Source organism: Halioglobus sp. D3-4, from assembly GCF_055809315.1.
Window position 1 is genome coordinate 3,067,603 of record NZ_CM147907.1, and the last position, 26,353, is coordinate 3,093,955.

General features: G+C 58.1%; 21 protein-coding genes. 9 read left to right on the forward strand and 12 right to left on the reverse strand.

Annotated elements, in window-relative coordinates; genetic code table 11:
• Window positions 1–9 precede the first annotated feature (9 nt).
• The 8 genes from thiL to glyA all read right to left on the reverse strand — a co-directional run bounded on the left by thiL (window position 10) and on the right by glyA (window position 7,042).
• Window positions 10–939: a thiamine-phosphate kinase gene (gene thiL / locus AC0L6S_RS13220; protein WP_473424459.1), complete on the reverse strand. Its 930-nt coding sequence runs from the start codon at window positions 937–939 to the stop codon at window positions 10–12.
• Complete coding sequence (nusB, locus tag AC0L6S_RS13225; protein ID WP_473424460.1) at window positions 939–1,391, reverse strand: transcription antitermination factor NusB; 453 nt, start codon at window positions 1,389–1,391, stop codon at window positions 939–941. The genes thiL and nusB overlap by 1 nt, the downstream gene beginning before the upstream one ends.
• A complete protein-coding gene (ribH, locus tag AC0L6S_RS13230) occupies window positions 1,392–1,865 on the reverse strand; it encodes a 6,7-dimethyl-8-ribityllumazine synthase (RefSeq protein ID WP_473424461.1) in 474 nt (157 codons plus the stop codon).
• Between the two features lie 12 nt (window positions 1,866–1,877).
• Complete coding sequence (gene ribB / locus AC0L6S_RS13235) at window positions 1,878–2,987, reverse strand: 3,4-dihydroxy-2-butanone-4-phosphate synthase (protein WP_473424462.1); 1,110 nt, start codon at window positions 2,985–2,987, stop codon at window positions 1,878–1,880.
• Window positions 2,988–2,989: 2 nt separating this feature from the next.
• On the reverse strand, window positions 2,990–3,676 hold the full coding sequence (locus AC0L6S_RS13240) for a riboflavin synthase (protein ID WP_473424463.1): 687 nt from the start codon (window positions 3,674–3,676) through the stop codon (window positions 2,990–2,992).
• A gap of 57 nt (window positions 3,677–3,733) precedes the next feature.
• Window positions 3,734–4,864 (reverse strand): bifunctional diaminohydroxyphosphoribosylaminopyrimidine deaminase/5-amino-6-(5-phosphoribosylamino)uracil reductase RibD, encoded by a 1,131-nt coding sequence (gene ribD / locus AC0L6S_RS13245; RefSeq protein ID WP_473424464.1) that lies wholly within the window; start codon window positions 4,862–4,864, stop codon window positions 3,734–3,736.
• An 18-nt stretch (window positions 4,865–4,882) separates the two neighbouring features.
• Window positions 4,883–5,347 (reverse strand): transcriptional regulator NrdR, encoded by a 465-nt coding sequence (gene nrdR / locus AC0L6S_RS13250; RefSeq protein WP_473424465.1) that lies wholly within the window; start codon window positions 5,345–5,347, stop codon window positions 4,883–4,885.
• Window positions 5,348–5,779: 432 nt separating this feature from the next.
• Window positions 5,780–7,042, reverse strand: coding sequence for a serine hydroxymethyltransferase (gene glyA, locus AC0L6S_RS13255; RefSeq protein WP_473424466.1), 1,263 nt, complete (start codon window positions 7,040–7,042; stop codon window positions 5,780–5,782).
• A gap of 265 nt (window positions 7,043–7,307) precedes the next feature.
• Here glyA and AC0L6S_RS13260 point away from each other — a divergent pair, with 265 nt between their 5' ends.
• From AC0L6S_RS13260 to AC0L6S_RS13280, 5 genes are all read left to right on the forward strand, one after another.
• Entirely contained in the window at window positions 7,308–8,756 is a 1,449-nt protein-coding gene (locus tag AC0L6S_RS13260) for a circularly permuted type 2 ATP-grasp protein (protein WP_473424467.1), read from the forward strand.
• Window positions 8,753–9,712 (forward strand): alpha-E domain-containing protein, encoded by a 960-nt coding sequence (locus tag AC0L6S_RS13265; RefSeq protein ID WP_473424468.1) that lies wholly within the window; start codon window positions 8,753–8,755, stop codon window positions 9,710–9,712. Before AC0L6S_RS13260 ends, AC0L6S_RS13265 begins: the two co-directional genes overlap by 4 nt.
• Before the next feature lie 40 nt (window positions 9,713–9,752).
• A complete protein-coding gene (locus AC0L6S_RS13270) occupies window positions 9,753–13,115 on the forward strand; it encodes a transglutaminase family protein (protein ID WP_473424469.1) in 3,363 nt (1,120 codons plus the stop codon).
• Between the two features lie 111 nt (window positions 13,116–13,226).
• The gene (locus tag AC0L6S_RS13275; RefSeq protein ID WP_473424471.1) at window positions 13,227–15,818 is read left to right on the forward strand and encodes a circularly permuted type 2 ATP-grasp protein; all 2,592 of its coding nucleotides are present in this window, start codon (window positions 13,227–13,229) and stop codon (window positions 15,816–15,818) included.
• Complete coding sequence (locus AC0L6S_RS13280) at window positions 15,818–16,711, forward strand: transglutaminase family protein (RefSeq protein ID WP_473424472.1); 894 nt, start codon at window positions 15,818–15,820, stop codon at window positions 16,709–16,711. The genes AC0L6S_RS13275 and AC0L6S_RS13280 overlap by 1 nt, the downstream gene beginning before the upstream one ends.
• A 414-nt stretch (window positions 16,712–17,125) precedes the next feature.
• Here AC0L6S_RS13280 and AC0L6S_RS13285 read toward each other — a convergent pair whose 3' ends face one another.
• The 3 genes from AC0L6S_RS13285 to AC0L6S_RS13295 all read right to left on the reverse strand — a co-directional run bounded on the left by AC0L6S_RS13285 (window position 17,126) and on the right by AC0L6S_RS13295 (window position 20,492).
• Window positions 17,126–17,338, reverse strand: a complete 213-nt coding sequence (locus AC0L6S_RS13285; protein WP_473424474.1) for a hypothetical protein — start codon at window positions 17,336–17,338, stop codon at window positions 17,126–17,128.
• Between the two features lie 165 nt (window positions 17,339–17,503).
• Window positions 17,504–19,942 (reverse strand): ThuA domain-containing protein, encoded by a 2,439-nt coding sequence (locus AC0L6S_RS13290; protein WP_473424475.1) that lies wholly within the window; start codon window positions 19,940–19,942, stop codon window positions 17,504–17,506.
• A 151-nt stretch (window positions 19,943–20,093) separates the two neighbouring features.
• On the reverse strand, window positions 20,094–20,492 hold the full coding sequence (locus tag AC0L6S_RS13295) for an MAPEG family protein (protein WP_473424476.1): 399 nt from the start codon (window positions 20,490–20,492) through the stop codon (window positions 20,094–20,096).
• A gap of 266 nt (window positions 20,493–20,758) precedes the next feature.
• On the opposite strand from AC0L6S_RS13295, the gene ettA reads away from it, so the two are divergent.
• Window positions 20,759–22,423, forward strand: coding sequence for an energy-dependent translational throttle protein EttA (ettA, locus tag AC0L6S_RS13300; protein WP_473424478.1), 1,665 nt, complete (start codon window positions 20,759–20,761; stop codon window positions 22,421–22,423).
• Between the two features lie 193 nt (window positions 22,424–22,616).
• Window positions 22,617–22,979, forward strand: a complete 363-nt coding sequence (locus AC0L6S_RS13305; RefSeq protein WP_473424479.1) for a PilZ domain-containing protein — start codon at window positions 22,617–22,619, stop codon at window positions 22,977–22,979.
• Window positions 22,980–22,994: 15 nt separating this feature from the next.
• On the opposite strand, the gene radA is transcribed toward AC0L6S_RS13305, so the two are convergent.
• Window positions 22,995–24,383 (reverse strand): DNA repair protein RadA, encoded by a 1,389-nt coding sequence (gene radA, locus AC0L6S_RS13310; protein ID WP_473424481.1) that lies wholly within the window; start codon window positions 24,381–24,383, stop codon window positions 22,995–22,997.
• 151 nt (window positions 24,384–24,534) lie between these two features.
• Here radA and AC0L6S_RS13315 point away from each other — a divergent pair, with 151 nt between their 5' ends.
• Entirely contained in the window at window positions 24,535–25,677 is a 1,143-nt protein-coding gene (locus AC0L6S_RS13315) for a DnaT-like ssDNA-binding domain-containing protein (RefSeq protein ID WP_473424482.1), read from the forward strand.
• The gene (locus tag AC0L6S_RS13320) at window positions 25,589–26,260 is read left to right on the forward strand and encodes a replication protein P (RefSeq protein ID WP_473424483.1); all 672 of its coding nucleotides are present in this window, start codon (window positions 25,589–25,591) and stop codon (window positions 26,258–26,260) included. Before AC0L6S_RS13315 ends, AC0L6S_RS13320 begins: the two co-directional genes overlap by 89 nt.
• The last annotated feature ends 93 nt before the right edge of the window (window positions 26,261–26,353 follow it).

Here is a 26,353-nt window from a genome sequence, read left to right on the forward strand (position 1 = left end):
CGGATTATCTCACTGCTCGTCAAAGTGTTGGTAGCCTGCGGGCGACTCCAGCACCAGACCGCAGTCTACACCTGATCCAGCCTCTACCCGGCCAATCAATGTGGTGCCCGCAGGCGGTGCGGCACCCGCGGGCAGGCAGAAACACAGTTCGTAATCATCGCCGCCGGTCAACGCCCAGCGCACGGCCACCTCCCGACTGTCGTGAGATAGCAGCGCGGGCGATAGGGGTAGGAGATCGGGGTCGATGCAGATTTTGACACCACTGGCCGCGGCGATATGCGCAGCATCTGCCAGCAAACCGTCGGAAATATCGATGGCTGCAGTGGCCGAACCCAGCAATTGCAGGCCGAGTTCAAGGCGCGCCCGGGGGCGGTTGAAGCGTTCCAGCAGATACTCCACATGGTCAGCATCCGGTCGCCATTCCTGTGCCATAACGGCCAGAGCCCCCGCAGCATCCCCGAGGGTACCCGATACATACACTGCATCGCCGACACTCGCGCCGCTGCGCAACATCGCCTGTGCCTGCGGCAGCGCACCCAGCACCTGCACGGAAACGGCCAGTGGGCCCCGCGTGGTATCACCTCCGACCAGTGGCAGTTCGTACGCAGAGACGGCCGCTGCCACACCCTCGCTGAATGCGTGTAACCAGAGTTCATCTGCGGCAGGCAGTGTCAGCGCCACCGTCATACCCAGTGGCCTGGCGCCCATTGCAGCCAGATCGCTGGCAGCGGTGGATACCGCGCGAAAGCCGATGTCCTCGGGGAAACAATCAGTGGGAAAGTGCACGCCTTCGACCATGGTATCGACCGAGGTGGCCAGACGTTCACCGGGCTGCAGACGCAGTATCGCGCAGTCATCACCCACCGAAAGATCCACCGCATCACCGCGGCCGAGGTGGGAAAAATATCGGTAGATCAGTGAAAACTCGGCCACAGGCATCAGGATGCCGCGTCGACCTCAACCTTGCGCAGTTGCCGCGCGGCCTTGTCCAACACGCCATTAACGTATTTGTGGCTGTCGGTGGCACCAAATTTTTTTGCCAGTGCCACCTCCTCATTGATGACGACCTTATACGGCACATCAATACGGTGCGTCAGTTCAAACATGCCCATGCGCAGCAGTGTACGCTCTATCGGGCCGAGGTCATCCAGCGTGCGATCGAGCAGCGGCTCCATCGCAGCATCGAGTTCATCGACACACCTTGGAATCTCGTGCAGCAGCGCCTGAAAATACTCCAGATCAACGTGGGTGAAATCGTAATCAGCGCGAAACTCGGCTTCGATATCGCTCACGGCGGCGCCGGCCATCTGCCACTGATACAGCGCCTGCATGCCGTAGTGTCGGGCTTTGCGGCGCTCGGCGGCCAGCGTGTTGTGTGCGGGCTTGTTCATTCAGCTCAACTTGCCCATCAGGCTCACCATCTCCAGTGCGGACATCGCAGCCTCTTCACCTTTATTGCCGGCCTTGGTGCCGGAGCGCTCCACCGCCTGCTCGATGGAATCCACTGTCAGCACGCCAAACGAGACGGGAACGCTGTATTCCATGCTCACCATCGCAATGCCTTTGGTGCACTCCCCGGCCACATACTCAAAATGCGGGGTGCCGCCGCGAATCACCGCGCCCAGCGCGATAATGGCATCGACATTGCCGCCGGCGGCGACTTTTTTGCACACCAGCGGAATCTCAAAGGCGCCGGGCGCACGCACGATGGTGATCTGTTTCTCGGTAACGCCGTGGCGGCGCAGCGTATCGATAGCCCCCTCCAGGAGGTGCTCTACCACAAAGCTGTTCCAGCGTCCCACGACAATACTGTAATTGCCCTTGCCGCCGGTAAAGGTGCCTTCGATGGTTTTGATGTCACTCATATCCTTGTCCTTCTATTGTCCGGGGTCCACAAAATCCAGCACTTCCAAGTCAAAACCGGAAATTGCATTGTACTTTATAGGGGCACCCATCAGGTGAATTTTTCCGACACCCAGATCCTGCAGAATCTGGGAGCCCAGGCCCACTGTGGTATATGTGCCGGGCAGTACGCCTGGCTCTGCGCCGGGTTCGCCAAGCGCCATATCGATGCTGGCCAACAATTGTTCGGGGCCCTCTTGCTGCGCCAACAGCACAACTACACCGCGACCGCTGTCAGACACCGCCTGCAGGCACGTGCCCAGGCTCCAGGTCGGCCGGTCTGAGAGCTTGCTCGTCACCAGGTCACGCATCGTCGATTGCACATGCACGCGCACCAGCGTGGGTTCATCGGTCACGATCTCACCGCAGGACAGCGCCATGTGCACATCATCCGCAGTCTGATCCCGATACACAGTCAATCGGAATTCACCGTACTGTGTATTGATTGTACCCTCGCGGATACGACGAATCGTGCGCTCATTGACCATGCGAAAGTGAATCAGATCGGCGATGGAACCGATCTTCAGTTCGTGCCGCGCGGCAAACTCACGCAGCGCCTGACCATCGGCTACTTCACCCTCAGGTGTGAGAATGTCCGCAATCACCGCAGACGGCAGCAGACCGGCCAGACGTGCATAATCGGTGCCCGCCTCCGTGTGACCGGCGCGCGTCAACACGCCGCCAGGCCTGGCGGTCAGCGGGAAAATATGTCCCGGCTGCACGATATCGCCAGGCTGCGCATGGGGCGCCACGGCCACCTGAACCGTGCGGGCGCGATCCACCGCAGAGATACCAGTATCTATGCCTGTAGCCGCTTCAATGGAGAGCGTAAAATTAGCCTTTTCTCCCTGTGCGTCCTCAACCATGGGCGGCAAATCCAACTGCTGGCAGCGCTCCTCAGTCAGTGTCAGGCAGATCAGACCGCGCGCCTGGCGCGCCATAAACGTCACGTGCTTGGCCTCGCAGTGCTCAGCGGCCACCATCACCACGCCCTCGTTGTTGCTGTCGTCGTCATCATCGATCACCACCACCATACGCCCCTGGCGGAGGTCACTGATCAACTCATCTACGCTATTCAACTCCATAGTCATTCTTTCCCCGGGCCCGGCGACATGCCACCCAAAAAGCCGTTTTCGGCGAGTGTATCCAGCGACAGGCCACCGCCTGTGCCCTTGGCAGCAGCATCACCCTGTATCAGCCGCTCCAGATAGCGGGCGATCACATCTACCTCAAGGTTGACGCGACTGCCGGGGCGGTAGCGCCCAAAAATCGTCTCGGTCATGGTCTGGGGAATGATATTCAAGTCAAACTCCGCGCCGTCCACTGCATTCACAGTGAGGCTGGTACCATCGACGCAGATGCTGCCCTTGTGAGCGATATACCGCGCCAGTGTATCGGGCGCGCGCACCACCACGCGGATAGACCGCGCATCCTCGGTCAGGCTCACCACCTCGCCCACACCATCCACATGCCCGCTGACGATATGCCCGCCCAGTCGGCTTTGCGGGGTCAGCGATTTTTCCAGATTAACCTGAGAGCCAGTTTTCAGCTCGCCCAAGGTAGTGAAGTTCAGGGTTTCGACGGAGACATCAGCCCAATAGCCGTCGCCGGGTAGATCAGTCACCGTCAGGCACACGCCGTTGGTACACAGGCTGTCGCCCAGCGCGACGTCATCCAATGGCAGCTTGCCGGTGTGGATACGCAAGCGCATATCACCGTCGCGTTTTTGTATTGCGGCGACAACGCCGACGGCCTGAATAATTCCTGTGAACATAATGGTCTCTCTGACTCCGGTTTGCCTGACAGGCGGCGTCGCTGACGAATCAGTGCCTCAAGCAGAATCGCTGTCGCGCAGTGCAGTGGCGGTAAACCGCCAATCTGCCCCTACCTTGCGCACGTCTTTCAGGTTGAGCTGAACTTTTTCTGACATATGCTGCAGCGGCAGGTGCAGCAGGGGACGCGCTTCACTACCCAACAGGGCGGGCGCCATATACACGATCAACTCATCCAACAATCCCGCCTGCAGCAGTGCACCTGCCAGGCGGGGGCCAGATTCTACCAGAATTTCATTGCATTGCTGCGCTGCGAGATGGTCCATCAGTGCGGCCAGATCGAGGCCGCCTTCACCCCGTTGCAGTGCGAGGCATTCAGCGGGCGTCGCCCGTATCGATTCCGGAATGACAACTGCCTGATCATGACACAGCAATGTGGACGCGCGCCCATCAAGTACTTTCGCACCCGACGGTGTCTGCAGCCGGGAATCCATTACCACCCGCAGCGGTTGGCGTTTCGCAGCCAGCTGCGCTTCCTCGGGCGCGAGCCCCAATTCAGCGGGCCGCACAGTCAGGGAGCAATCGTCCGCCAGTACCGTACCCACGCCAGTGACAATCGCACAGCTATTCGCGCGCAGGCGCTGTACATCCTGCCGTGCCGCCGGACCGGTAATCCACTGGCTCTCACCGGAGGCCATCGCTGTGCGCCCATCCAGTGACATCGCCATCTTCGCCCGCACACGTCCCCTGCCCCGCGTCATACGGGCAATAAAGCCCGGAATCACCGCCTGCGCCTCGCTCTCCAACAAACCGCATTCCACGGCAATTCCCGCCGCGCGCAATTTATCCAGCCCCTGCCCGGACACCTGTGGATTGGGGTCCAGCATTGCAGCAACAACCCGCGTCACCCCCGCCTTTACAAGTGCATCGGCACAGGGCCCCGTTTTCCCCTGGTGGCTGCAGGGTTCAAGTGTCACATAGGCCGTGGCACCCTTGGCGTCGCCCGCCGCCTGCAGCGCTTCAATCTCTGCGTGGTTGCCACCCGCCGGACAGGTATAGCCCTCACCAATGATGAGACCGTCGCGCACCAGCACACAGCCCACATGGGGGTTGGGCATCGCGGAATACTGGCCGCGTCGCGCCAACTGCAATGCGCGAGCCATCATTTGGGTATCAAAGGAGGAAGCCATGGGCGGATTAATACCGCTTCAGTCGGTGGTCGGTTCGGCTTCCAGTCGTTCTATTTCATCGCGAAATTCCGCGATATCCTGGAAGCTGCGATAGACGGAAGCAAAGCGCACGTAGGCGACCTGATCCAGTTTTTTCAGTGCCGTCATCACCAGCTCTCCCACCACCAGTGATTCCACCTCACGCTCCCCGGTGGCGCGCAGGGCGTGCTTGATATGCACGATATTGGCCTCGATATCCTCCACGGACACCGGACGCTTTTCCAGCGCGCGCAACAGGCCGGAGCGCAGTTTCTCTTCATCGAACGGCTCGCGGTTGCCGTTCTGCTTGATCACCCGTGGCATGACCAGCTCGGCGATCTCGTAGGTGGTAAAACGCTCGGCACAACTCAGGCACTCTCTGCGCCGGCGTATCTGATCGCCGTTGGCTACCAGTCTGGAATCGATCACCTTGGTATCTTCTGCGGCGCAAAACGGGCAGTGCATGGGCGTATCTCAGGAATCTAAGTGGCTGAAGATTAACATATTTTCTGGGTTTGGCGCTTTACTCATTTAGGGTACAAATTGAAGGAAACATGAGCATATGCCTGGGGCGGAGAAACCGGGGAGGGGTGGAGTATTTGAGTGGGTGGCACTAAGCCGGGAGTGTGGGGGTTGGCAAGAAAGGAGGTCGGTGTCGGCTGGGACTCTCGAAAAATTAGGCCACGCTTAGCGCTGCCCAGACATTTGGGGGGTTCTGCGAGGAGGGCCTGCCCCTGTTTATGGGTACTGTTCGAGTCCAGAAAATTGCGCAGCAATTTTTGTCGAGTTGCGCAGCAGCCAAATGACTGGGCTGCGCTGTGGCCTTTTCGAGAGTCCCAGCCGGCATCGACCGGGTTCCGAAGCACCCACTACACAGCAGCAGAAATCAATAAACGATCAGCCGTAAACAGGAAACCGCTTACAAATCTCCAACACCTTGCCCTTAACCTCAGCAATCACAGCATCAGAAGTCCCGTTCTCCAGCGACTCCAGCACATCACACATCCAGCCAGTAAGCTCAATGGTTTCCGCCTCGCCAAACCCACGTGTAGTAATCGCAGGGGTGCCAACGCGCAAGCCAGAGGTGATGAACGGAGAGCGGGGGTCATTCGGCACCGCGTTTTTGTTCACCGTGATATTGGCCTCACCGAGGGCCGCATCCGCGTCCTTCCCGGTGTAGGGCTTACCGATCAGATCCACCAGCATCAGGTGATTCTCAGTACCACCGGAGACAATCTTGATGCCGCGCTCGATGAATGTCGCGGCCATCGCCTTGGCATTTTTTACCACCTGCTTCTGGTATTCGACAAACTCGGGGCTTTGCGCCTCTTTGAAACTGACGGCTTTGGCCGCGATTACGTGCATCAGCGGTCCGCCCTGTCCGCCGGGGAATACCGCGGAGTTGAATTTCTTCTCCAGCTCTTCATTGGCCTTGGCCAGAATGATCCCGCCGCGCGGGCCGCGCAGGGTCTTGTGCGTGGTTGAGGTCACTACATCCGCATAGGGCACAGGATTGGGATAGACGCCGGCGGCGATGAGTCCGGCCACGTGGGCCATATCTACCATCAGGTAGGCACCAACCTTATCGGCGATCTCGCGAAAGCGTGCCCAGTCCATGATCTGCGAGTAGGCTGAGAAGCCTGCGACGATCATCTTCGGTTTGTGCTCCAACGCCAGCGCTTCCACCTGATCGTAATCCACCTCTCCGGTATCGGCGTTCAGGCCGTACTGCACGGCGTTATACAACTTGCCGGAGAAATTGGGCTTGGCACCGTGAGTGAGGTGGCCGCCATCTGCCAGGCTCATGCCCAGCACGGTATCGCCGGGGCTGCACAGCGCGAGGTAGACCGCTGAATTGGCCTGTGAGCCCGAGTGGGGCTGAACATTGGCATAATCGGCACCGAACAGAGCCTTGGCGCGTTCGATGGCTAACTCTTCAGCTTTATCGACATACTCGCAGCCGCCGTAGTAGCGCTTACCGGGGTAGCCTTCCGCGTATTTGTTGGTGAGCACGGTACCCTGCGCCTGCATCACGCGGGGGCTGGTATAGTTTTCCGAGGCAATCAGCTCAATGTGCTCTTCCTGACGGCGCTCCTCTTCACCGATTGCGGCAAAAACTTCGTCGTCGAACCCTTCAATGGTCATGTTGTTGTCAAACATGCTGGCCCCCTATGAAAAAAATGGGGCGATCGCTGGCAAGCCCCGGAAAGCGGCGCATTCTACCCTAAAACAGGCTCGACACAGAAGGATGCAAGGCGAAATCTCTCAGCTTTATTCGCTGTGCATCACACAACGACAACCGAGAGGCCCGAGCGGCGCGCACCGGCTCGCTGATCCCCCGTAAAACAGTCGTCGACCTGCAGCCGTTCTGGCATGAGGTTTGCGAGGCTTTTCCCAATATCCTCAGCGACCACCAAGAGACACGATGAACAAAAGCTGGAAAAACTACCGGTCGGATGCGTTCTACGATGAGTTGATCGCCGCTTCCGGGCAGCCTCGGGTGGCCGCCCGCCGCGTGGTCAAACTGCTGCAAAGCCTCCCCGAGGAAGAAATGGCCGCCCGGCGCGCTGCGGCAGAGCTTGCGATACGCGAAATGGGCGTTTCGTTCACAATTTACAGTGAAGGCAAGAATATCGACCGGGCCTGGCCATTCGATATCATTCCCCGGGTAATCTCAGCCCGGGACTGGGCGCAGGTGAGTCTGGGGCTGGAGCAGCGTAGTCGCGCCCTGAACTGCTTTATCGACGACATTTACAACAAGCAGAAGATTCTCGCCGATGGCATTGTGCCGGCAGACATCGTGCTCGAGTCGGGCAACTACAAATCACAGTGCGCGGGCGTATCGCCCCTTCATGGTGCATGGGCCCATATTTGCGGCACCGATCTGGTGCGCGATCAACGCGGCAAATTTTTCGTGCTGGAGGATAACTTGCGCGTACCCTCGGGCATATCCTATATGCTGGAAAATCGGGAGATCACCAAACGAGTACTGCCGGAACTGCTGGAGAACTACAGTATCCAACCGGTGGACGACTACCCGTCGCGCTTGCACGCCACGCTGTCGTCCCTCTCGCCGAGGACGCTGCGCCGCCCCTGCATCGTCGTCCTGACCCCAGGCATCTACAACTCGGCCTATTTCGAACACGCCTTTCTCGCCCAGCGCATGGGCGCAGAGCTGGTGGAGGGCAACGACCTGTTCGTCGACGACGATGACTGCGTCTATATGCGCACCGTCGACGGCCCGATTCGCGTAGATGTGGTGTATCGACGCATCGACGATGACTTCCTCGACCCCGAGGCCTTCCGAGAGGACTCTGCGCTGGGTGTGCCGGGGATTATGCGCGCCTGGAAAGCCGGCAATGTTGCCATCGCCAATGCACCGGGCGCCGGCGTCGCCGATGACAAGGTGGTATACGCCTATGTGCCGGCAATGATCCGCTATTATCTGGACGAAAAGCCGCTGCTGGCTAGCGTAAAAACCTATCTGTGCATGGACCCGAAGGACAGGGATTATGTACTGGCGAATCTCGACAAGCTGGTGGTTAAACCCGCTAACGAGTCTGGCGGCTACGGTCTGCTGATTGGTTCTGCCGCCACCGCCGCAGAGCGGGCCAAATTTGCCTCGCTCATTGAAGCAAATCCACGCAACTATATCGCCCAGCCCATCCTCTCGCTCTCGACCGCGCCCACCTATATCGATGAGCGCGTGGAACCGCGCCACCTGGACCTGCGGCCGTTCATTCTGCAGGGCAAGGACACCTGGGTGACACCGGGCGGGCTGACACGGGTGGCGATGCGCAAGGGCTCGCTGGTTGTCAACTCATCGCAGGGCGGCGGCAGCAAGGATACCTGGATTGTGGAGGACAACCGATGAGCATGTTGTCGCGAGTAGCCGAGCGGTTGTTCTGGATGGCGCGCTATCTGGAGCGAACGGAGGATACGGCCAGGCTCATACACTCCTACGCGCATCTGGTAATGGATATACCCAAGGGTTCCGAGCCCGGCTGGGATATTCTGGTGCATATCCTCAACAGCGAGGCCAGCTATAGCGAGCGCTATCGGGTCTACAACGAACAGAACGTGGTGAAATTCCTCATCGCACAGCCGGACAATATCAGCGGCATACTGAACTCCGTCCGCGCCGCACGTGAAAATGTACGCACCACCAGAGACGTGCTTCCCGGTGAAGTCTGGGAACATGTGAATGAGCTCTACCTCTATGCGCAGGAGTACGCTGAGAAAAGCGTCGGACGACGCCATCGCTATCAGTTTCTGGAAACGATTATTGCACGCTGCCAGATGATCAATGGCATACTGGTCTCAACCCTGCCGCGCGGCCACGCCTACCGGTTCATCAAGCTGGGTCGTTTGCTGGAGAGAGCGGATATGACTACTCGCGTGGTAGATGTCGGGGCCGCCGCCCTACTCGGTGAGGAGCGCCTGCATAGTTCGGTTGACCCATTGATCTGGGCCAGCCTGCTCAATTCGCTGTCCGCCATGGGGGCCTACCAGCGCGAGATAGGCCCACAGGTTGAGTCGGGTGCGATGGTTGATTTTGTGCTGCGCGAGAGCACACTGCCGAGGTCGATAAAGTTCTGCCTGAACGGTATCCGCCAGGAGCTATCCCCGCTGAACAACAACAAGGAAGCGATACAGTTGGTGCTCAAAGCCCGTCGCAAGCTCTCGGCATTCGACCCACAAACGTGTTCACGTGAGGACTTGCATGAATTTCTGGACCGATTCCAGGTCCTGCTGACGAAACTGTACAGCAGCATTGACCAAACCTGGTTTATGACCGCCGAACGACGGGCGACTGCTACACTAAGCTGACTGAGCGCACACAAAGAATCAACACAAACGGTAATCACTGATGACAATCCGCGTAGCGATCAACCATCGCACATCGTACAAATTCGACCGCCCCGTATCGATGTCGCCGCACACTGTGCGCCTGCGCCCGGCGCCGCATTCGCGCACACCGATTCACAGCTACAGCCTCAGGATCAAACCCGAGGAGCACTTTATCAACTGGCAGCAGGATGCTTTCGGCAACTACCTGGCCCGTTTGGTGTTCCCGGAGAAATGCACCGAGTTTGAAGTAGACGTTGAAGTGATCGCCGATATGACGGTGATCAACCCGTTTGATTTCTTTGTGGAAGAGTATGCTGAGAACTTCCCTTTCAAATATGCCGAGCAGGTGAAGAAGGAGTTACTGCCCTATCTTGAAACACTGGAGTGTGGCCCCCTGTTCGACGCGATGCTGGCCGGCGTCAATACCAAAAAACGCGCCATCAACGATTTTCTGGTCGAACTGAATCAACAGGTCCAGCAGAGCGTCGAATATCTCGTGCGCATGGAACCGGGTGTGCAAACCCCGGAAGAGACGCTGGAACTGGAGAAAGGCTCATGCCGGGACTCTGCCTGGTTGTTGGTGCAATTGCTTCGCCACCTCGGGCTGGCCGCGCGTTTTGCCTCTGGCTATCTGGTGCAGCTCAAACCGGACGAGAAATCGCTGGATGGCCCCTCGGGGGCAGAGGAGGACTTCACCGATCTGCATGCCTGGTGTGAGGTTTTCCTGCCGGGCGCGGGTTGGGTCGGGCTGGACCCCACCTCGGGCCTGTTCGCCAGTGAGGGGCATATCCCGCTCGCGTGCACACCGCACCCGGTGTCCGCCGCACCGATTGCCGGCGCCACCGACAAGTGCGAGGTCGAGTTTGATTTCAGCAACACCGTGGAGCGCGTACTGGAAGACCCGCGCGTCACCAAACCGTATACCGAGGCACAGTGGCAGCAGATCATGGCACTGGGCAAGGCGGTGGACAAGGAGTTCGAGCGCGAGGATGTACGCCTGACAATGGGCGGCGAGCCCACGTTTGTGTCCATCGACGACATGGAGTCCGCGCAGTGGAATACCGATGCGCTCGGCGATGACAAACTGAGCCTCGCCAAGACGCTACTGCTGCGCCTGCGCGATCATTTTGCCCCGAAAGGCCTATTGCACTACGGGCAGGGCAAATGGTATCCAGGCGAGGAAGTGCCGCGCTGGGCACTGGGCGTGTTCTGGCGCAAGGACGGGGAGCCGCTGTGGGACAACCCGGAACTACTGGGCCGGGTCGACAAGGATTATGGTTACGAGGAACCGCTGGCAGCGCAGTTTGGCGAGTACCTGTGTGATTTGCTGGCACTGCCGCGCGCCTGTTGCCAGCAGGCCTATGAGGACGGCCTGCATTACCTGTTGCAGGAACAGACCCTGCCCGAGAACCTGGATATCCTGGCGCAGAAACTCAAGGGCAATCTGGATCGTCGCCGCCTGGCACGCCTGATCGAACGCGGCTTCGGCGTCGCATCGGGTGTCGTCATCCCGCTGGAACGCAGCACCGGCTGGCCGGTGGCAGAAGCGCAGAAAACCTGGCGCAGCAGCCTGTGGCCGCTGCGCCGTGAGCGTATCACGCTAATACCCGGAGACTCCCCGATGGGGTTGCGCCTGCCCCTGAACGAGTTGCCTGAGGTCGCAAAAAAAGCGGCCAGGGTTCAGCCCCAGCGCGACCCGTTCGAGCCGCGCGACCCATTGGCTAAGCGTGCTGACATGCAATTCGCAGAACCCCGGGAGCAAACGGAAGACGAACCCGCAGAGCCGGTGGAATACGAACAGGTGGTGCGCACAGCCATGTGTATCGAGGTCCGCAAGGGGCGGCTGTATGTGTTTATGCCACCGCTGGAGTATCTGGAGGATTACGTCGAGCTGATTGCTGCAATAGAGCAAACAGCGGCAGCCCTGAAACTGAAAGTCCTCATTGAGGGCTATGAACCGCCGCGCGATCCGCGCATGCACAAGTTGCTGGTGACACCAGACCCCGGCGTGATAGAGGTCAACGTGCACCCCTCCAACAACTGGGATGAACTGGTGGCAACCACCACCACCCTGTACGAGGAAGCGCGGCTCGCGCGCCTGTCGACGGAGAAATTCATGCTCGACGGTCGCCACACCGGCACCGGCGGCGGCAACCACATTACACTCGGCGGGGCGACACCCGCCGACAGCCCTCTTCTGCGCCGGCCGGACCTGTTGCGCAGCCTGATCACATTCTGGCAACACCACCCCAGCCTCTCCTACCTGTTCTCCGGCATGTTTATCGGCCCCACCAGTCAGGCGCCGCGGGTCGACGAGGGCCGCGACGAGATGCTGTATGAGTTGGAGGTGGCCTTCGCGCAAATGGCTGATATCGAGGGGACACCGCAACCGTGGATAGTGGATCGTCTGTTCCGCAACCTGTTGATTGATGTCACCGGCAATACGCACCGCGCAGAATTCTGCATCGATAAACTGTACTCACCCAACAGCGCCACTGGGCGCCTGGGCATTCTGGAGTTCCGCGGCTTCGAGATGCCGCCGCACAGCCGTATGGCGCTGGTACAGGCGCTGTTGCTGCGCAGTCTGGTCGCACGATTCTGGCACACGCCCTATCACAAGCCGCTGGTGCGCTGGGGCACAGAATTGCACGATCGCTTTATGCTGCCCCACTACATCTGGCAGGACATGAAGCAGGTGGTGGAGGATCTCAACGAACACGGCTATGCGTTTGATCTGGAGTGGCTGGCACCGTTTGAGGAGTTTCGCTTCCCACACTACGGCCGCGTGCAGCTCGACGGCATCGAACTGGAGCTGCGCTGGGCCGTTGAGCCATGGCATGTGCTGGGCGAGGAAACCACCAGCTTCGGCACCTCTCGCTATGTCGACTCCTCGGTCGAACGTCTGCAGATCCGCGTGACCGGTCTTACCGAGGGACGCTATGTGCTGGCATGCAACGGCCGCCGTGTGCCGATGCGCAACACTGGTCGGCACGGTGAGAGCGTCGGCGGTGTACGCTACCGCGCCTGGGCACCGCCCTCGGCACTGCACCCAATGATAGGCGTGCATGTACCGCTGACGTTTGACCTTATCGATACCTGGAACGGGCGTTCACTGGGCGGCTGCACCTACCATGTCTCACATCCCGGCGGGCGCAGCTATGAGACCTTCCCGGTCAATGCGTTTGAAGCGGAATCCCGACGCATCAACCGGTTCGACGTGCTCAGTCATACACAGGGGCCGTTTATTCCACAACCGGAAGTGGATGCATTGCGCGAGTTTTTCCCGGATCAACACCCTCCCAGGCCAATGGCGCCACCGCCGGAGGAATCACCGGGGGAGTATCCGTATATACTGGACATGCGCAGCCCGCGCAAAAGCTGACATCGTCAACACAGGCTGAATGGGGCTATACTACGCGGCACGGTCGGTCCCCCTGTGGTGGGAGCGGCCTAAATCACCATTGGTTCGATGCTACTACCGCAGGATTACGCTGTGCCCAACCCCGTAACGTCCAAAGAAACCGGCCAATCGCAGTCGCAGACTCAGGTTGTCCCGCTTCTGCCGCTGGAATACAAAAGCCGCAGTGACCTGCTCGATGAAGCGTGCACGCCTGAGGGCGAAATCAAACCCGAATGGGAATACATGCTCGGCGGACTGCGCGATCTGGGCCCAGAGGCGCTGCGTGAGCGCGCGCAAAAAGCGCGCCGCATCCTGCGCGACGATGGCGCGACGTTCAATATATATGATGGCGAGGGCGGCCCAGGCGGCAGTTGGGAGCTCGACCCGGTACCGTACATTCTCGGCAGCGAGGACTGGGCGCGCATTGAGGCGGGCTTGCTGGAACGCTCCGAGCTGTTTAATTTGTTGCTACGCGACCTTTACGGCCCCCGCACCCTGATTCGGCACGGCTTACTTCCGCCAGAGGCGCTGTTCAGCCACGGCGGGTTTCTGCGCGCCTGCCAGGGTATCCAGATGCCCGGTGAGCATGAGTTGATTGTGCATGCTGTCGACATGATCAGGCGTCACGATGGCAGCATGTGTGTGTTGTCAGATCGCTCTCAGGCGCCCGCCGGGGCCGGGTATGTGCTGGAAAACCGCACCGTAATGTCGCGGGTATTTCCCAGCCTGTACCGCGACAGCCACGTGCACCGTATTGCCAGCTTCTACCAGCGACTGCGCCTCAAACTGATTTCACTGTCACCCTCGGATGAAGCGCCACTCATCGCCCTGCTCACACCCGGCGGTCAGAACGAAGCATATTTTGAGCACACTTATCTCGCCAGCTATCTCGGTTTCTCCTTGGTGCAGTCCGGCGACCTGATGGTGCGCAACGGCTTCCTATGGATGAAATCCATGGACGGCTTGAAACGGGTGGACGTGCTGCTGCGCCAGATGGACGATGCCTTCTGCGATCCGGTGGAGTTACCCAGTGGGTCCCGCCTCGGTGTACCCGGTTTACTGGAGGTAGTACGGTCGGGGCGGGTTGTCGTCGCCAACCCGCTGGGCAGCGGTGTATTGGAGAACCCGATTTTCCTCAAATACCTGCCAGAGATCAGCAAGAGCCTGCTGGGACGCGAGCCGCGACTGGACTCAGTGAAAACCTGGTGGGCAGGAGATGACGGCGACCTCGAGTACATTACCGCCAATATTCGCAAACTCATCATCAAACCGGCATTTCGTGGCACCGGCATCAGCAGCGTCTGGGGTGGTGATCTCAACGACGAGGAGTTGAACAGGCTGCTCGCGACAGTGCACAGTAAACGCTACCAGTATGTTGCCCAGGAGCGTTTGCAGAAACCACACATCCCATCGTTTGCCAACGGCATGCTGGAGCCGAGACCCTCACTACTGCGTACCTTTTCCGTGGCGACTGATGGCTCATCCTACAAAACACTGCCAGGCGGGCTAACCCGCATCGGGGTAGACACCGGGAGCCGTGTTATCAGCATGCAGTCCGGTTGTCCCAGCAAGGACACCTGGGTCACCGCCAGTGAACAGGAGCGCACCCCCGCTATCGACAGCACCCCCGATAGTGCTCGCATCGCTGCGGATTCCCCACTGTTGAGCCTGCCCAGCCGCGTGGTCGAGAACCTGTACTGGATGGGTCGCTACTCAGAGCGCGCCGAGGCAGCCCTGAGACTACTGCGCACGGTATTTGTGCTGCTGCATGGCGAGGAACCGATAACACCCAACGCGCAGAAAATTCTGTTACACACCGTCAGCGACCTCACCGCCACGCTGCCGGGATTCACCATCGCGCCACAGGAGCTACTGGCCAATCCGGACGAAGAGCTGTTGAACATCATCCGCGATGGCAGCCGCGCCGGAAGCGTAAAATCGACTCTGAATTCGATGCTGGCAAGCGCTGATGAGTCCAAGGAATTGCTGTCTACGGACACGATGCGGGTGATCAATGATCTGCGCGACGCGATGGATGAACTGGATCTGGCGCTCGACAGTGGCCTGACCTCTGCGCCTGAAGAGGCCCTGGACCCACTGGTGACCACACTGACTGCGCTTTCCGGTTTGATGCATGAAAGTATGGTGCGGGGAATCGGTTGGCGCTTCATGTTACTGGGCAAGCGTATAGAGCGCTCCCTGCAGACACTCAACACCGTGCGCTGCCTGGCAACCCCGGTTGTCGAAGAGGCAGACCAGATCACTCTGCTCAACGCACTACTGGTGTCGATGGAAGTCCTGATAACCTACCGCAGGCACGGCCGCCAGCGCCGCGGCATTGAGTTGGGGCTGGAGCTGGTTTTGCTCGATGACCGCAATCCACGCTCACTGGTGTTCCAGCTGGAACAACTGCAGCAACACCTCGCGGAGTTGCCCAAAGCCGAATCAAAGCCCGGCGAACTCGGCGAGGAGGACCGCGCACTGCTGGAGGCGATGACCAGTTTGCGGCTGGCGCGTTTACCGCAACTGCTGGGAACGTCCTCCGACTCGCGCGATGAACTGGCGCAGTTATTGTTGCAATTGGAAAAATTGCTACAGGAATTCAACCGTATTATCAGCGACAAACACTTCGACCATCGCACCGACGAGCAACATCTGGTCACCAGCTTCTGGGGCGAACAATAGTGCGCTACCGGATAAAACATATCACGCGCTACAACTACGCAGCCCGTGTTACCCGTTGCTACAACCTGGCCAATGTGATCCCCAGGGACACCGCAAGACAGCGCTGCCTCAGTAATCGCATTACGCTGTCGCCACTGCCCTCGACAACGCACAAGCGTACTGACTACTTCGGCAACAAAGCCTTTCATTTCGAAATCCAGAAAGCGCACAGTGAGTTGTGCATCACTGCGGTCAGTGAGGTGGAAGTTTCGGACAACGACAACGCACTGAATCTCGACCTTGGGATTGCCTACAAGGAAGCTCTCGAGTACTTCCGCAATGCCAGCAAGCCGGACATTATCGAGGCGCGCGAATTCCTGCTCAGTTCACCGCTCATTGAGACCAGTGACGTGCTGGCCGATTATGCCAGACCCTCCTTTGACCCGGAGCGCTCACTGAAATCCTGCGTCGCCGACCTCACGCGGCGAATCTTCAGGGAATTCACCTACGACCCACATTTCAGCACGATTGCAACACCGTTGGCCGACGTGCTGAAACACAAAAAAGGTGTCTGTCAGGACTTCGCCCACCTGCAAGTGGGCTGTCTGCGCGCGATGGGTATTCCCGCCAAGTATGTCTCCGGTTATATCGAAACGCTGCCCAAGCCCGGTGAGCAGAAGCTGGTAGGGGCCGATGCGACACACGCCTGGATAGCGTTCTTTTGCCCCGAGGAGGGCTGGGTCGAGTTCGACCCGACCAATGACAGCATGGCGGGTAATCAACATATCGTGACTGCATTTGGCCGGGATTATTATGACGTGACGCCGCTGCGCGGGGTTATCTTCGGCGGCGGGGCTGGCCCTGCGCTGAATGTGTCAGTGGATGTCAGTCGCATGACGGGGCCGCAAGCTTAGCAGATACGAGCTTGCCCGCTGTCTGGCTGCAAGCCCGATACATTCGAGTGACCAAATCTGGCACGAGGTACCCGTATCGATTTTCGCTACTGCTGGGCCTGGAGAACACTACGTTTAACTGCGCTGGCAAACCCTCGATGCTCACTGACATCAGCATGCGCCAGTCTTCACCATTTTTCTTCAGAGACACCACCTCCATTGCTTCAACATCAATCTCCCCACACTGACTCGATTTCTGGTAACAAGGCGGGCTATATTATCGCCCTCTTTGACCTCCCCAGTATTTCCACACCTTCAGAGTTTATTCCCCCTGCTAGGTCAGCCTACTGCATGACAAAGTTGAATATGACGGCAAAAACGCTACATCACTGAATTTTTTATGCTCTTAACCGTTTGAGTGGGCCCCAAAAAACACTAAAAAAATTCAGTTTGCACTTCTGGAGGAAGCTCCTTGTAGAGCTCCATCATAGTTCTGAACTCCTTCAGTTGAGCCGGATCAAACTGACCGGCCGCTGCAGCAAAGTTGCGGTTGCTGATACCGTCAAAATACCCCATTGCTGTATCACTGGCTGTTTCGGCGCATGCAACAATCGTCAACAAAACAATAATCAGTAGGAAGTGACTCATACTGGGATATCATTATTGTCTAAGAAATGGAACCAGAGGGTCGAGGGAACCGTGGTTCATGAGTTTGGCGGTTAGGTTCGCCTGAGTGGAGCGACTGCAATAGTAAAAAAGCACTAACCATCGTGGATGTGCGTTAAACGCGCAGGTGGATGTCCATTATCTCAGTTAAACATCGAGTGCCGAAGGCGTATGCGCCCTGGCGTGATTAGCGGGGTTGAGCGACAAAATCCAGTCAACCATCTGCTGCACCTCGATGCTTTGAAGCTGGGGATGGGGCGACATGTGTCGCTCTCCCCATACCCCTGAGCCACCCTGAATAATTTTTTCAACAAGGTAGTCTTTGCTCTCCGCGCCATACCGCTCAGATATTTGCTTATAACTGGGGCCATTGACCTGCGCTTCAACACCGTGACAGGCACTGCAGTCAGAGCTCTCCACCAGACGCTGCCCTTCAGGCTTGCCGCTGACCGCGACTACCTTGTGGGCAAGTGCGGGGTTCGTCGAGGCGACGCCTTCGGCGACATAGCTGATACGATTCAGCCTGGCATCCGGATTGCGGTGATTCCATTTTTGGCCGTACTCAAGTAGATACAGGCTGCCATCCGTACCAAAAATCATGTCCATAGGGTGAGAAAACTCCTCGTCGGGCATAAACCGTTCGACACGACGCAGGCCTTGTCCCGCACTGTCAAAATGCGCGACCACAATCCAGTCGCGCATCCATTCGTAGAGCAAAGCAGAGCCCTCGAAGTAAGGCGGGAACGTTTGAACAGAGGGTGCGAAATCCTCCCGGTAAAAGAACGGCCCGGCCATCGGCGTAATTCCTCCGGAACCCAACCAGGGAAACTGTTGCTCCAGACCAAAGGAGTACCACACGAAAGACTCCTGGGCAGGGGGCAGCTGACGAATTCCCGTATTGTTGGGCGAATCATTTTCCAGGTTCTCTGGATCAAACGGCTGACCCGACTGCTCTGCGTCAAAGTCGTAATCCAAATACGCCAGATTATTCCCTCGGGTATAAGGCCAGCCCCAGTTTCCGGCCTGTGAAGCGCGATTGAATTCACCCATGCCGCGAGGGCCGCGAGATGGTTTGTCTCTGCCCGCATCCGGACCCACATCACCCCAGATCAGGTCGCCACTGTTACTGTCGATAGCAAAGCGGAACGGGTTGCGATTCCCCATGATATAGATCTCGGGCCGGGTCTGGGCCGTCCCTGGAGGAAACAGGTTACCCTGTGGTATCGAGTAGCTCCCGTCATCCTCCACCCGAATGCGCAAAATTTTACCGCGCAAGTCCATGCTGTTAGCTGACGAGCGCTGGGCATCCCAAGCATCCCGGTACAGTCGTTCATCGATTGGCGCAAAGCCATCCGAGGCAAAGGGAATGGTATTGTCACCCAACCCTATATACAGTTCACGGCGCTCTCCAAACTCCAGCCCACCACCGGTGTGACAACACAAGCGATCCGTGGGTATTTCCAGCAGTATCTGTTCAGACTCCAGGTCCAACAGACGATCTTCCAGCGTGAAACGTGAGATACGTTGCAATGGCTGGTCCAGTGCTGCTGTGTAGAAGAGATAGATCCAGTGGTTGTTGCGATAATCAGGGTCTACCGCGAGGCCCAGCAAGCCGTCCTCATTGCCGTAAAATACATCCAGTTCCGCCAACACTTCTGTCTTCTTCAGGGCAAAGTCATAGAACTTGATTGCACCGCGACGTTCAACAAAAAGTATGCCCTCTCCCGGTAGCTCATCCAGTTCCATGGGCTCATTCAGATTACTGTCGAGCACCACTCGTTCGAATTTGTTCTGCTGCGGCATTGTCAGCAGGCCGCTGTCCTGGCCGATCGCCCACGCCAGACCATTGGCCAGATGATTGAGAAACTGTGGATCGCTATAGCGTTCTTCAAGGTGCCCCATCGCGGTGTAAAATGTACGTCCCCCGTCGAATTCCCGGTACCAGGACACAGGGTGATGTTCACCGTTTGCGCCGCCGCTGTAACTCGCCTCGTCGATCTCAATCAGCACGGTGATATCAGGCACAATCTCTCTGAAGTTGTACCATTCATCTGTCACCTGCCAGGATGATGGCAGCGCGCGGCTGGCGGGATGCTCCTGATCCACAATGTGCAGCGTTGCTTCCTGTATCTCGGGGTGACCGTCAAAACGCGCCCCGACCAGTTGACCGTACCAGTCCCAGTCGTACTCTGTATCGGTAGCGGAGTGAACACCGACAAAGCTGCCGCCCTGTTGGATATAGCGCTCAAACGCCGCCTGCTGCTGTATATTCAGCACATCCCCGGTCGTATTGAGGAAGACAACCGCCGCAAAGGGCGCCAACTGTTCATCAGTAAATATATTGGCGTTGTCGCTCAGTGTGACGGCATACCCCACAGTTTGCCCCAACTGCGACAACGCTTCGCGCCCCGCCTCAATTGATTCGTGCCGATAGCCGTAGGTTTTACTGAAGACAAGCACTTTCGTTGATGCGTCACTCCAGCGCAAACTGGGTGAGTTATTGCAGGCGCTCAGGAAAAGAATCAGCAAGAAACCGGAAAGATAAAAGCGGCAAACAGGCACACCATCCTCATTTAGTCGTGTCATTGAAATTTGGCAATCGCTGTACAAAAACGATCAGGTTCGAAACGGAATAGTGCGCTGACTGGAATTCATACGTCACGCTGCCGGTTGTTTCAACTTGTCGCTATCGGAACACTGAAACCGATAATCACCGTATTCGCTCCCACTGCCTGATTCAGGCCAGGAACCCTAGAACAATCAGTGACAGCAGGCAGACCAGCGCAACACCGAAAATTACCGACCTCAGGATTTTGATATTGAAGTAATAACACAGAGCATAGGCTGCCCTGGAGACAACAAAACCCCAGGCTGCATACGCAGTGTACTGCGGTGACGCTTTAGCAAAAATACAAAACACCACAGCCAAGATAAAGATGGCAATGCTTTCATTGGAATTGGCGACCGTGCGAGTCACGCGAAACAGTAGATTATCGTGATCCGTACCGACAGTGGCTCCTGGCGTGTGACCGGATCGAATACCTACCGCATCAGCCACGAGTAACTGGCAAAACAGCAGCAGGGACATTGCCCCCACTGCGGAGATGGTGCCCTGATAAGCCTGCAGTATATCCATGTGATACCTGGTATTGAGTTAGTGGCGGAGGTCAATCCCGCGCCTCCCGGAACAGCCGCGCGGGTAACCTTGTCCAGTTACAGCGCCACTACGAGTTGTGATCGAAACGACTTGAACCATACTATAGCGACAGCGGAATCGGAAGGTTCGATTTCATTGGCCTGGTGAACATCCACTACCCTGCAAAACCCTCGACCAAGCCTTCTCCCTGCAACAGTTTCTGTTAAAATCGCCAACTCACAATTTGAACAGAGCACAACACACCCATGGCGCAATACGTCTACACTATGAACCGGGTCGGCAAGGTCGTGCCACCGAAAAAAACCATATTGCAGGATATCTCCCTGTCGTTTTTCCCCGGCGCCAAAATTGGCGTACTGGGTCTGAACGGTTCCGGTAAGTCGACACTGCTGCGCATTATGGCCGGCATAGATTCCGACATCCTCGGAGAAGCCCGTCCGCAACCCGGCATTAAAATCGGGTATCTGCCGCAGGAGCCACAACTCAATTCAGAGAAAGATGTGCGTGGCAACGTGGAGGAGGGCGTACAGGAAGCCATCGATGCGCTCGCTGCTCTGGAGAAAGTGTACGCGGACTACGCGGAGCCGGAGGCGGACTTTGACGCGTTGGCCAAGGAGCAGGCGCGGCTCGAAGATATTATTCAGGCGACCGATGCACATAACATCGACCACAAACTGGAAGTGGCTGCAGATGCACTACGCCTGCCGCCTTGGGATGCCAACGTAGACACGCTTTCAGGTGGCGAGCGGCGGCGTGTGGCTCTGTGTCGGCTGCTGCTGTCCAACCCCGATATGTTGCTTCTGGACGAACCCACTAACCACCTCGATGCAGAGAGCGTCGCGTGGCTGGAGCGATTCCTGCACGACTACCCGGGTACAGTAGTGGCGATCACTCACGATCGCTATTTCCTGGACAACGCAGCGGGCTGGATACTGGAACTGGATCGCGGCCGCGGCATTCCCTACGAGGGCAACTACTCCGACTGGCTGGACACCAAGGAGAAGCGGCTGGAGCAGGAGCAGCGCCAGGAGGCCTCGCACCAGAAGTCCATCAAGTCAGAACTGGAGTGGGTGCGCAGCAATCCCAAGGGCCGGCAGGCCAAGAGCAAGGCACGCTTGCAGCGGTTTGAGGAACTGCAGTCGCAGGAGTTCCAGAGCCGCAATGAGACGAATGAAATCTATATTCCCCCCGGCCCGCGCCTGGGGGACAAGGTCATAGAAGTGACTAACCTGTCCAAGAGCTTCGGTGACCGCCTGCTGTTTGATGACGTGAGCTTTACAGTGCCTAAAGGCAGCATCGTCGGCATTATCGGGGCCAACGGTATGGGTAAATCAACGCTCTTCAAAATCCTGATGGGCGCAGAGCAGCCCGATGGAGGCGATGTCACCGTAGGTGAAACCGTGCAACTGGGTTATGTGGACCAGTCGCGTGACGATCTGGACGGCAGTAAGACGGTGTGGGAAGAGATATCCGATGGCCAGGACATTATTCGCATCGGCACCTACGAAGTTCCCTCACGTTCCTATGTAGGACGCTTCAACTTCAAGGGTTCGGACCAGCAGAAATACGTCAAGGATTTATCCGGCGGTGAACGCAACCGACTGCACCTGGCCAAGCTGCTGAAACAGGGAGCCAATGTATTGCTGCTGGATGAGCCCACCAATGACCTGGATGTGGAAACCCTGCGTGCCCTGGAAGAGGCCCTGCTGACGTTCCCAGGCGCGGCCATGGTGATCTCACACGACCGCTGGTTTCTGGACCGTATTGCCACACACATATTGGCCTATGAAGACGATGGTGGCGTGGTATTCCACGAGGGCAACTTCAGTGACTATGAAGAGGATCGCAAAGCGCGCCTCGGCGCCGCCGCCGATCAACCGCAGCGCCTCAAATATCGCAAACTCAAGTAGCGGCTCGTTACAGTTCGAATTGACCCTCCCTTGCTCACGGAGTGCGAGTGAATAGTCTTTTGCACCTGAAAGTGAGCTACTACCCAGTCATAGGAGAAGCAAATTTTCTAAAGGTAGACAGTGTTACCCTTCTCGCAATCGTGCGTAGGCAGCGCTATAGTTGTGTCTGGATTTGAGGAACAAGAGCCACGATATGACCGAACATTCTAGTGAGAAGCGCCGCTGCACCCGCGTTGAACTGGCGCTGCCCGTGGAAGTGCATCAGGGTGGGAGTGTGTGGCGCCAGCGTCTCATCGATATCTCTCTGACAGGTGTGGCTACCGACCAGCCGGATGTGTGGGACGCTCAGTATAACGAGCCCTTTACGCTGATCATCAAACTGGATGAAGGCAGCACGCTGGAGCTGCATGCCTACCTGCAACACGTTGAGGCCGGCCGCTTGGGGTTTGCGGTACAACATGTCGATCGGGAGAACATGGAGCCTCTGCTGGAAGTGTTACAAGCCCATATGGACATGGCCACACTGGAAGAAGAACTCGACCAGCTGTCCACCTAGCCCGCACGCGACACTCTACTCCAGCGCCGCCAGTGCATCGGCCAGCTTTGCCACCGCAGTTACCTGCATACCCTTGATCTGCCCTTTGGGCGCATTGCCCTTGGGCACGATGGCACGAGTGAAACCGTGTTTTGCGGCCTCGGAAAGACGGTCCTGACCGTTGGGCACGGGGCGAATCTCACCGGACAGGCCCACCTCGCCAAAAATCACCATATCCCGGGGCAGTATTCGGTCGCGAAAGCTCGACACAATCGCCAGCAACAATGCCAGGTCTGCACTGGTTTCCAAGACCTTCACACCACCCACCACATTGGCGAACACATCCTGATCACCCACCTGCAAACCGCCGTGGCGATGCAGCACAGCGAGCAGCATGGCCAACCGGTTTTGTTCCAGGCCTACCGCTACGCGGCGCGGATTGCCCAGTTGGCTGTCATCGACCAAGGCCTGGATTTCAACCAGTAACGGCCGGGTCCCCTCCCACACCACCATCACGGCGCTGCCGGAGGCGGGTTCGCTGCCGCGATCAAGGAAAATCGCCGAGGGGTTTTTTACCTCGCGCATGCCCTGCTCGGTCATTGCAAAAATACCCAATTCATTGACGGCACCGAAGCGATTTTTCTGCCCCCGCAGTGTCCGAAAGCGCGCGTCGTCACTGCCTTCCAACAGAATGGAGCAGTCGATCATATGCTCCAGCACTTTGGGACCGGCCAGCGAGCCATCCTTGGTGACATGGCCCACCAGGAACAGTATGGTGCCGCTTTGCTTGGCGTACCGAATGAGATAGGCCGCGCACTCTCTCACCTGCGAAACGCTGCCCGGCGCGGAGGCGATCTCATCGGTATGGACCACCTGAATCGAGTCGACCACCAAGATCTTTGGCTTGAGCTCCTGTGCCGAGGCGACAATGGCCTCGACATTGGTCTCCGACATCAGACGCAGCTTGTCGGTGGGCAATTGCAGGCGCTGCGCGCGCATCGCCACCTGCTGTAGCGACTCCTCCCCCGTGACATACAGGGCGTCCATGGTGCTAGCCAGATGACACATGGTCTGTAACAACAATGTACTTTTCCCCGCGCCCGGGTAGCCGCCCACCAGAATGGCGGAGCCAGGCACCAGGCCACCACCGAGCACGCGATCGAACTCCTCGGTGCCGGAGGACACCCGCGGCAGGTCCTGCAGATCGATATCCTTGAGCACCCGCGCACTTTCCAACGCGCCGGCAAACCCCGTCCGCTTGCCACTGACCGGCACACCGGCACCGGCGCGCCCCGACCCCTTTTCCGGACCCAGCTTGATTTCAGTGAGCGTGTTCCACGCTCCGCAATCACTGCACTGGCCCTGCCACTTCACATAATCGGAGCCGCAGTCATTGCACACAAATGCGGTTTTTTGCTTAGCCATTTTCAATCCTGATAAATTAACCGCATTACGCCGTATTCCTGCGCACCCGGTGCACAGCAGAGGAAAATACCGCCTCTCCTGTCGGGTTTACGCGCACCGTATTCACGAATGCGGTATCCTACCAAACTTGCGACCCGATTCCGGTACAACGATGTCAGATTTCTCACTCATCCCCGAGCGCCAGCTGCTATTTTCTCCGGTGCTGGCGGCGACTATTGGGCTTGAGGAAGCCATTTTATTGCAACACCTGCAGCAGGTCTTTGAGCACCAAAGCCCGCAACTGCGCAGCGGCTATGCCTGGCTCACCGTCGAGCGCGCATTCCTGTTGCGCACCCTGCCCTTCTGGACAGTGGAGGACCTGCATCGCATCAGCCGCTCGCTGGTGGACAAAGGTGTTCTGCTGATCGATACCCCACCGCTGCTGAACGCAGAGCAGCTGAGGTTTGCCGTAAACGAACCCGCGGCCAGCGCGCCGGCCCCCAGTCCCACGCCGCCCAGCCCCACGCTGGCCACAGCGGTACCCACCCGGCGCAGTGCCGGCCTGCTGCCGCCACACTGGACGCCGAGCGAGGATATGCTGCAGCTGCTGGCGATGAACCACACCATACCGCGCCAGTTTGCACTGGACCAAGTAGAAGATTTCGTCCTTTACTGGCGCGAACGGGGCGAAACCAGCCATGCCTGGGAGAACAAATTCCGCCAACATGTCATCGCCATCTGGCGGCGCCAGCAACAGCACCAGGCCGAGGCTTTCCGGGTGCCTGAGACGACCACACTGGATAACAACTGGCGCCCCAGTGCTGACGCGATGGAAATCATGGAACGCAGCGAAATTGCCCGCGACTTCATCGAAGATGCGATCCCCGAGTTCATCCTGTACTGGCGTGAGCGCGGCACCAGCCCGAAGGAACTGAACTCCAAGTTTATCCAGCATATCCGTATCCAGTGGGCCAAATACACCTCCAGTCTGGAACACAGCACACAGCCAAAGCGTATCAGCGAGCAGTGGCAACCCACCGAGGATGTGTACGACATTTTGCGTCTGTCCCACATAGACACTGAATTTGCCCGCTCACTATTGCCGGAGTTCATCGTATACTGGCGCGACAGCAACCAGGCGCACACGTCCTGGAACAGCAAGTTTATACAGCATGTGAAGTATCACTGGGCAAAACGCCACCAGCTCGAACACGCAGGACACAGCCATGCCGGACAACAGGGAACTAGTACAACGGGTCGCACAAGAGATCGCAGCCTCGAACAAGACCTCAACGACACCTCATGGGCAGACTGAAACGACGCGCATACAGGCTACCGAAGCGCACGTAGAGGCTATCAACCAGGTATTCGCGCTGTTTCGCCTGAATTATCACAACCAGTATTACGCCGCCTACCCCGGCGCAGACCAACTCAGCCAGATCAAGAAACTGTGGCTGGAAGCGCTTTCAGACTACCCTGTGGAGCATATCCTCAAGGGCGCCAAACACGCCATTGAGAATAGTGAGTACTTACCCACACTCAACCGCATGCTGGAATGCTGCCAGCAGGGTTTGGGCGAACTGGGGTTACGCCCGGCTCACGATGCCTATGTGGAGGCCTGCCGCGCGCCCTCGCCCAAATCGGCACAGCCCTGGAGCCACCCCGCCGTGTATCTGGCCGGCCGGGACAGTGACTGGTTCTTTTTGGCCAATAACACCGAGCGCACCAGCTGGCCCGTGTTCAAATCCCATTACGATAAATACTGTGCGCGGGTATTGCGCGGGGAATCACTGGAGACACCTGAACCTGCCGCGCTGGAAAAACACAAGGCGGCGCCGCTGGACCGGGAGGAGCAACTGGCCCGCCTGCGGGAGTTGAGGGAACAGACCGGGCTGTAGGATATTCTGGCTGCGCGACTTGGCAGACATTGCAAGGGGGCGAGCCCGATAGAAAACCCAGAGGCGCTTCACACCCGGTCAGGATATGACCAG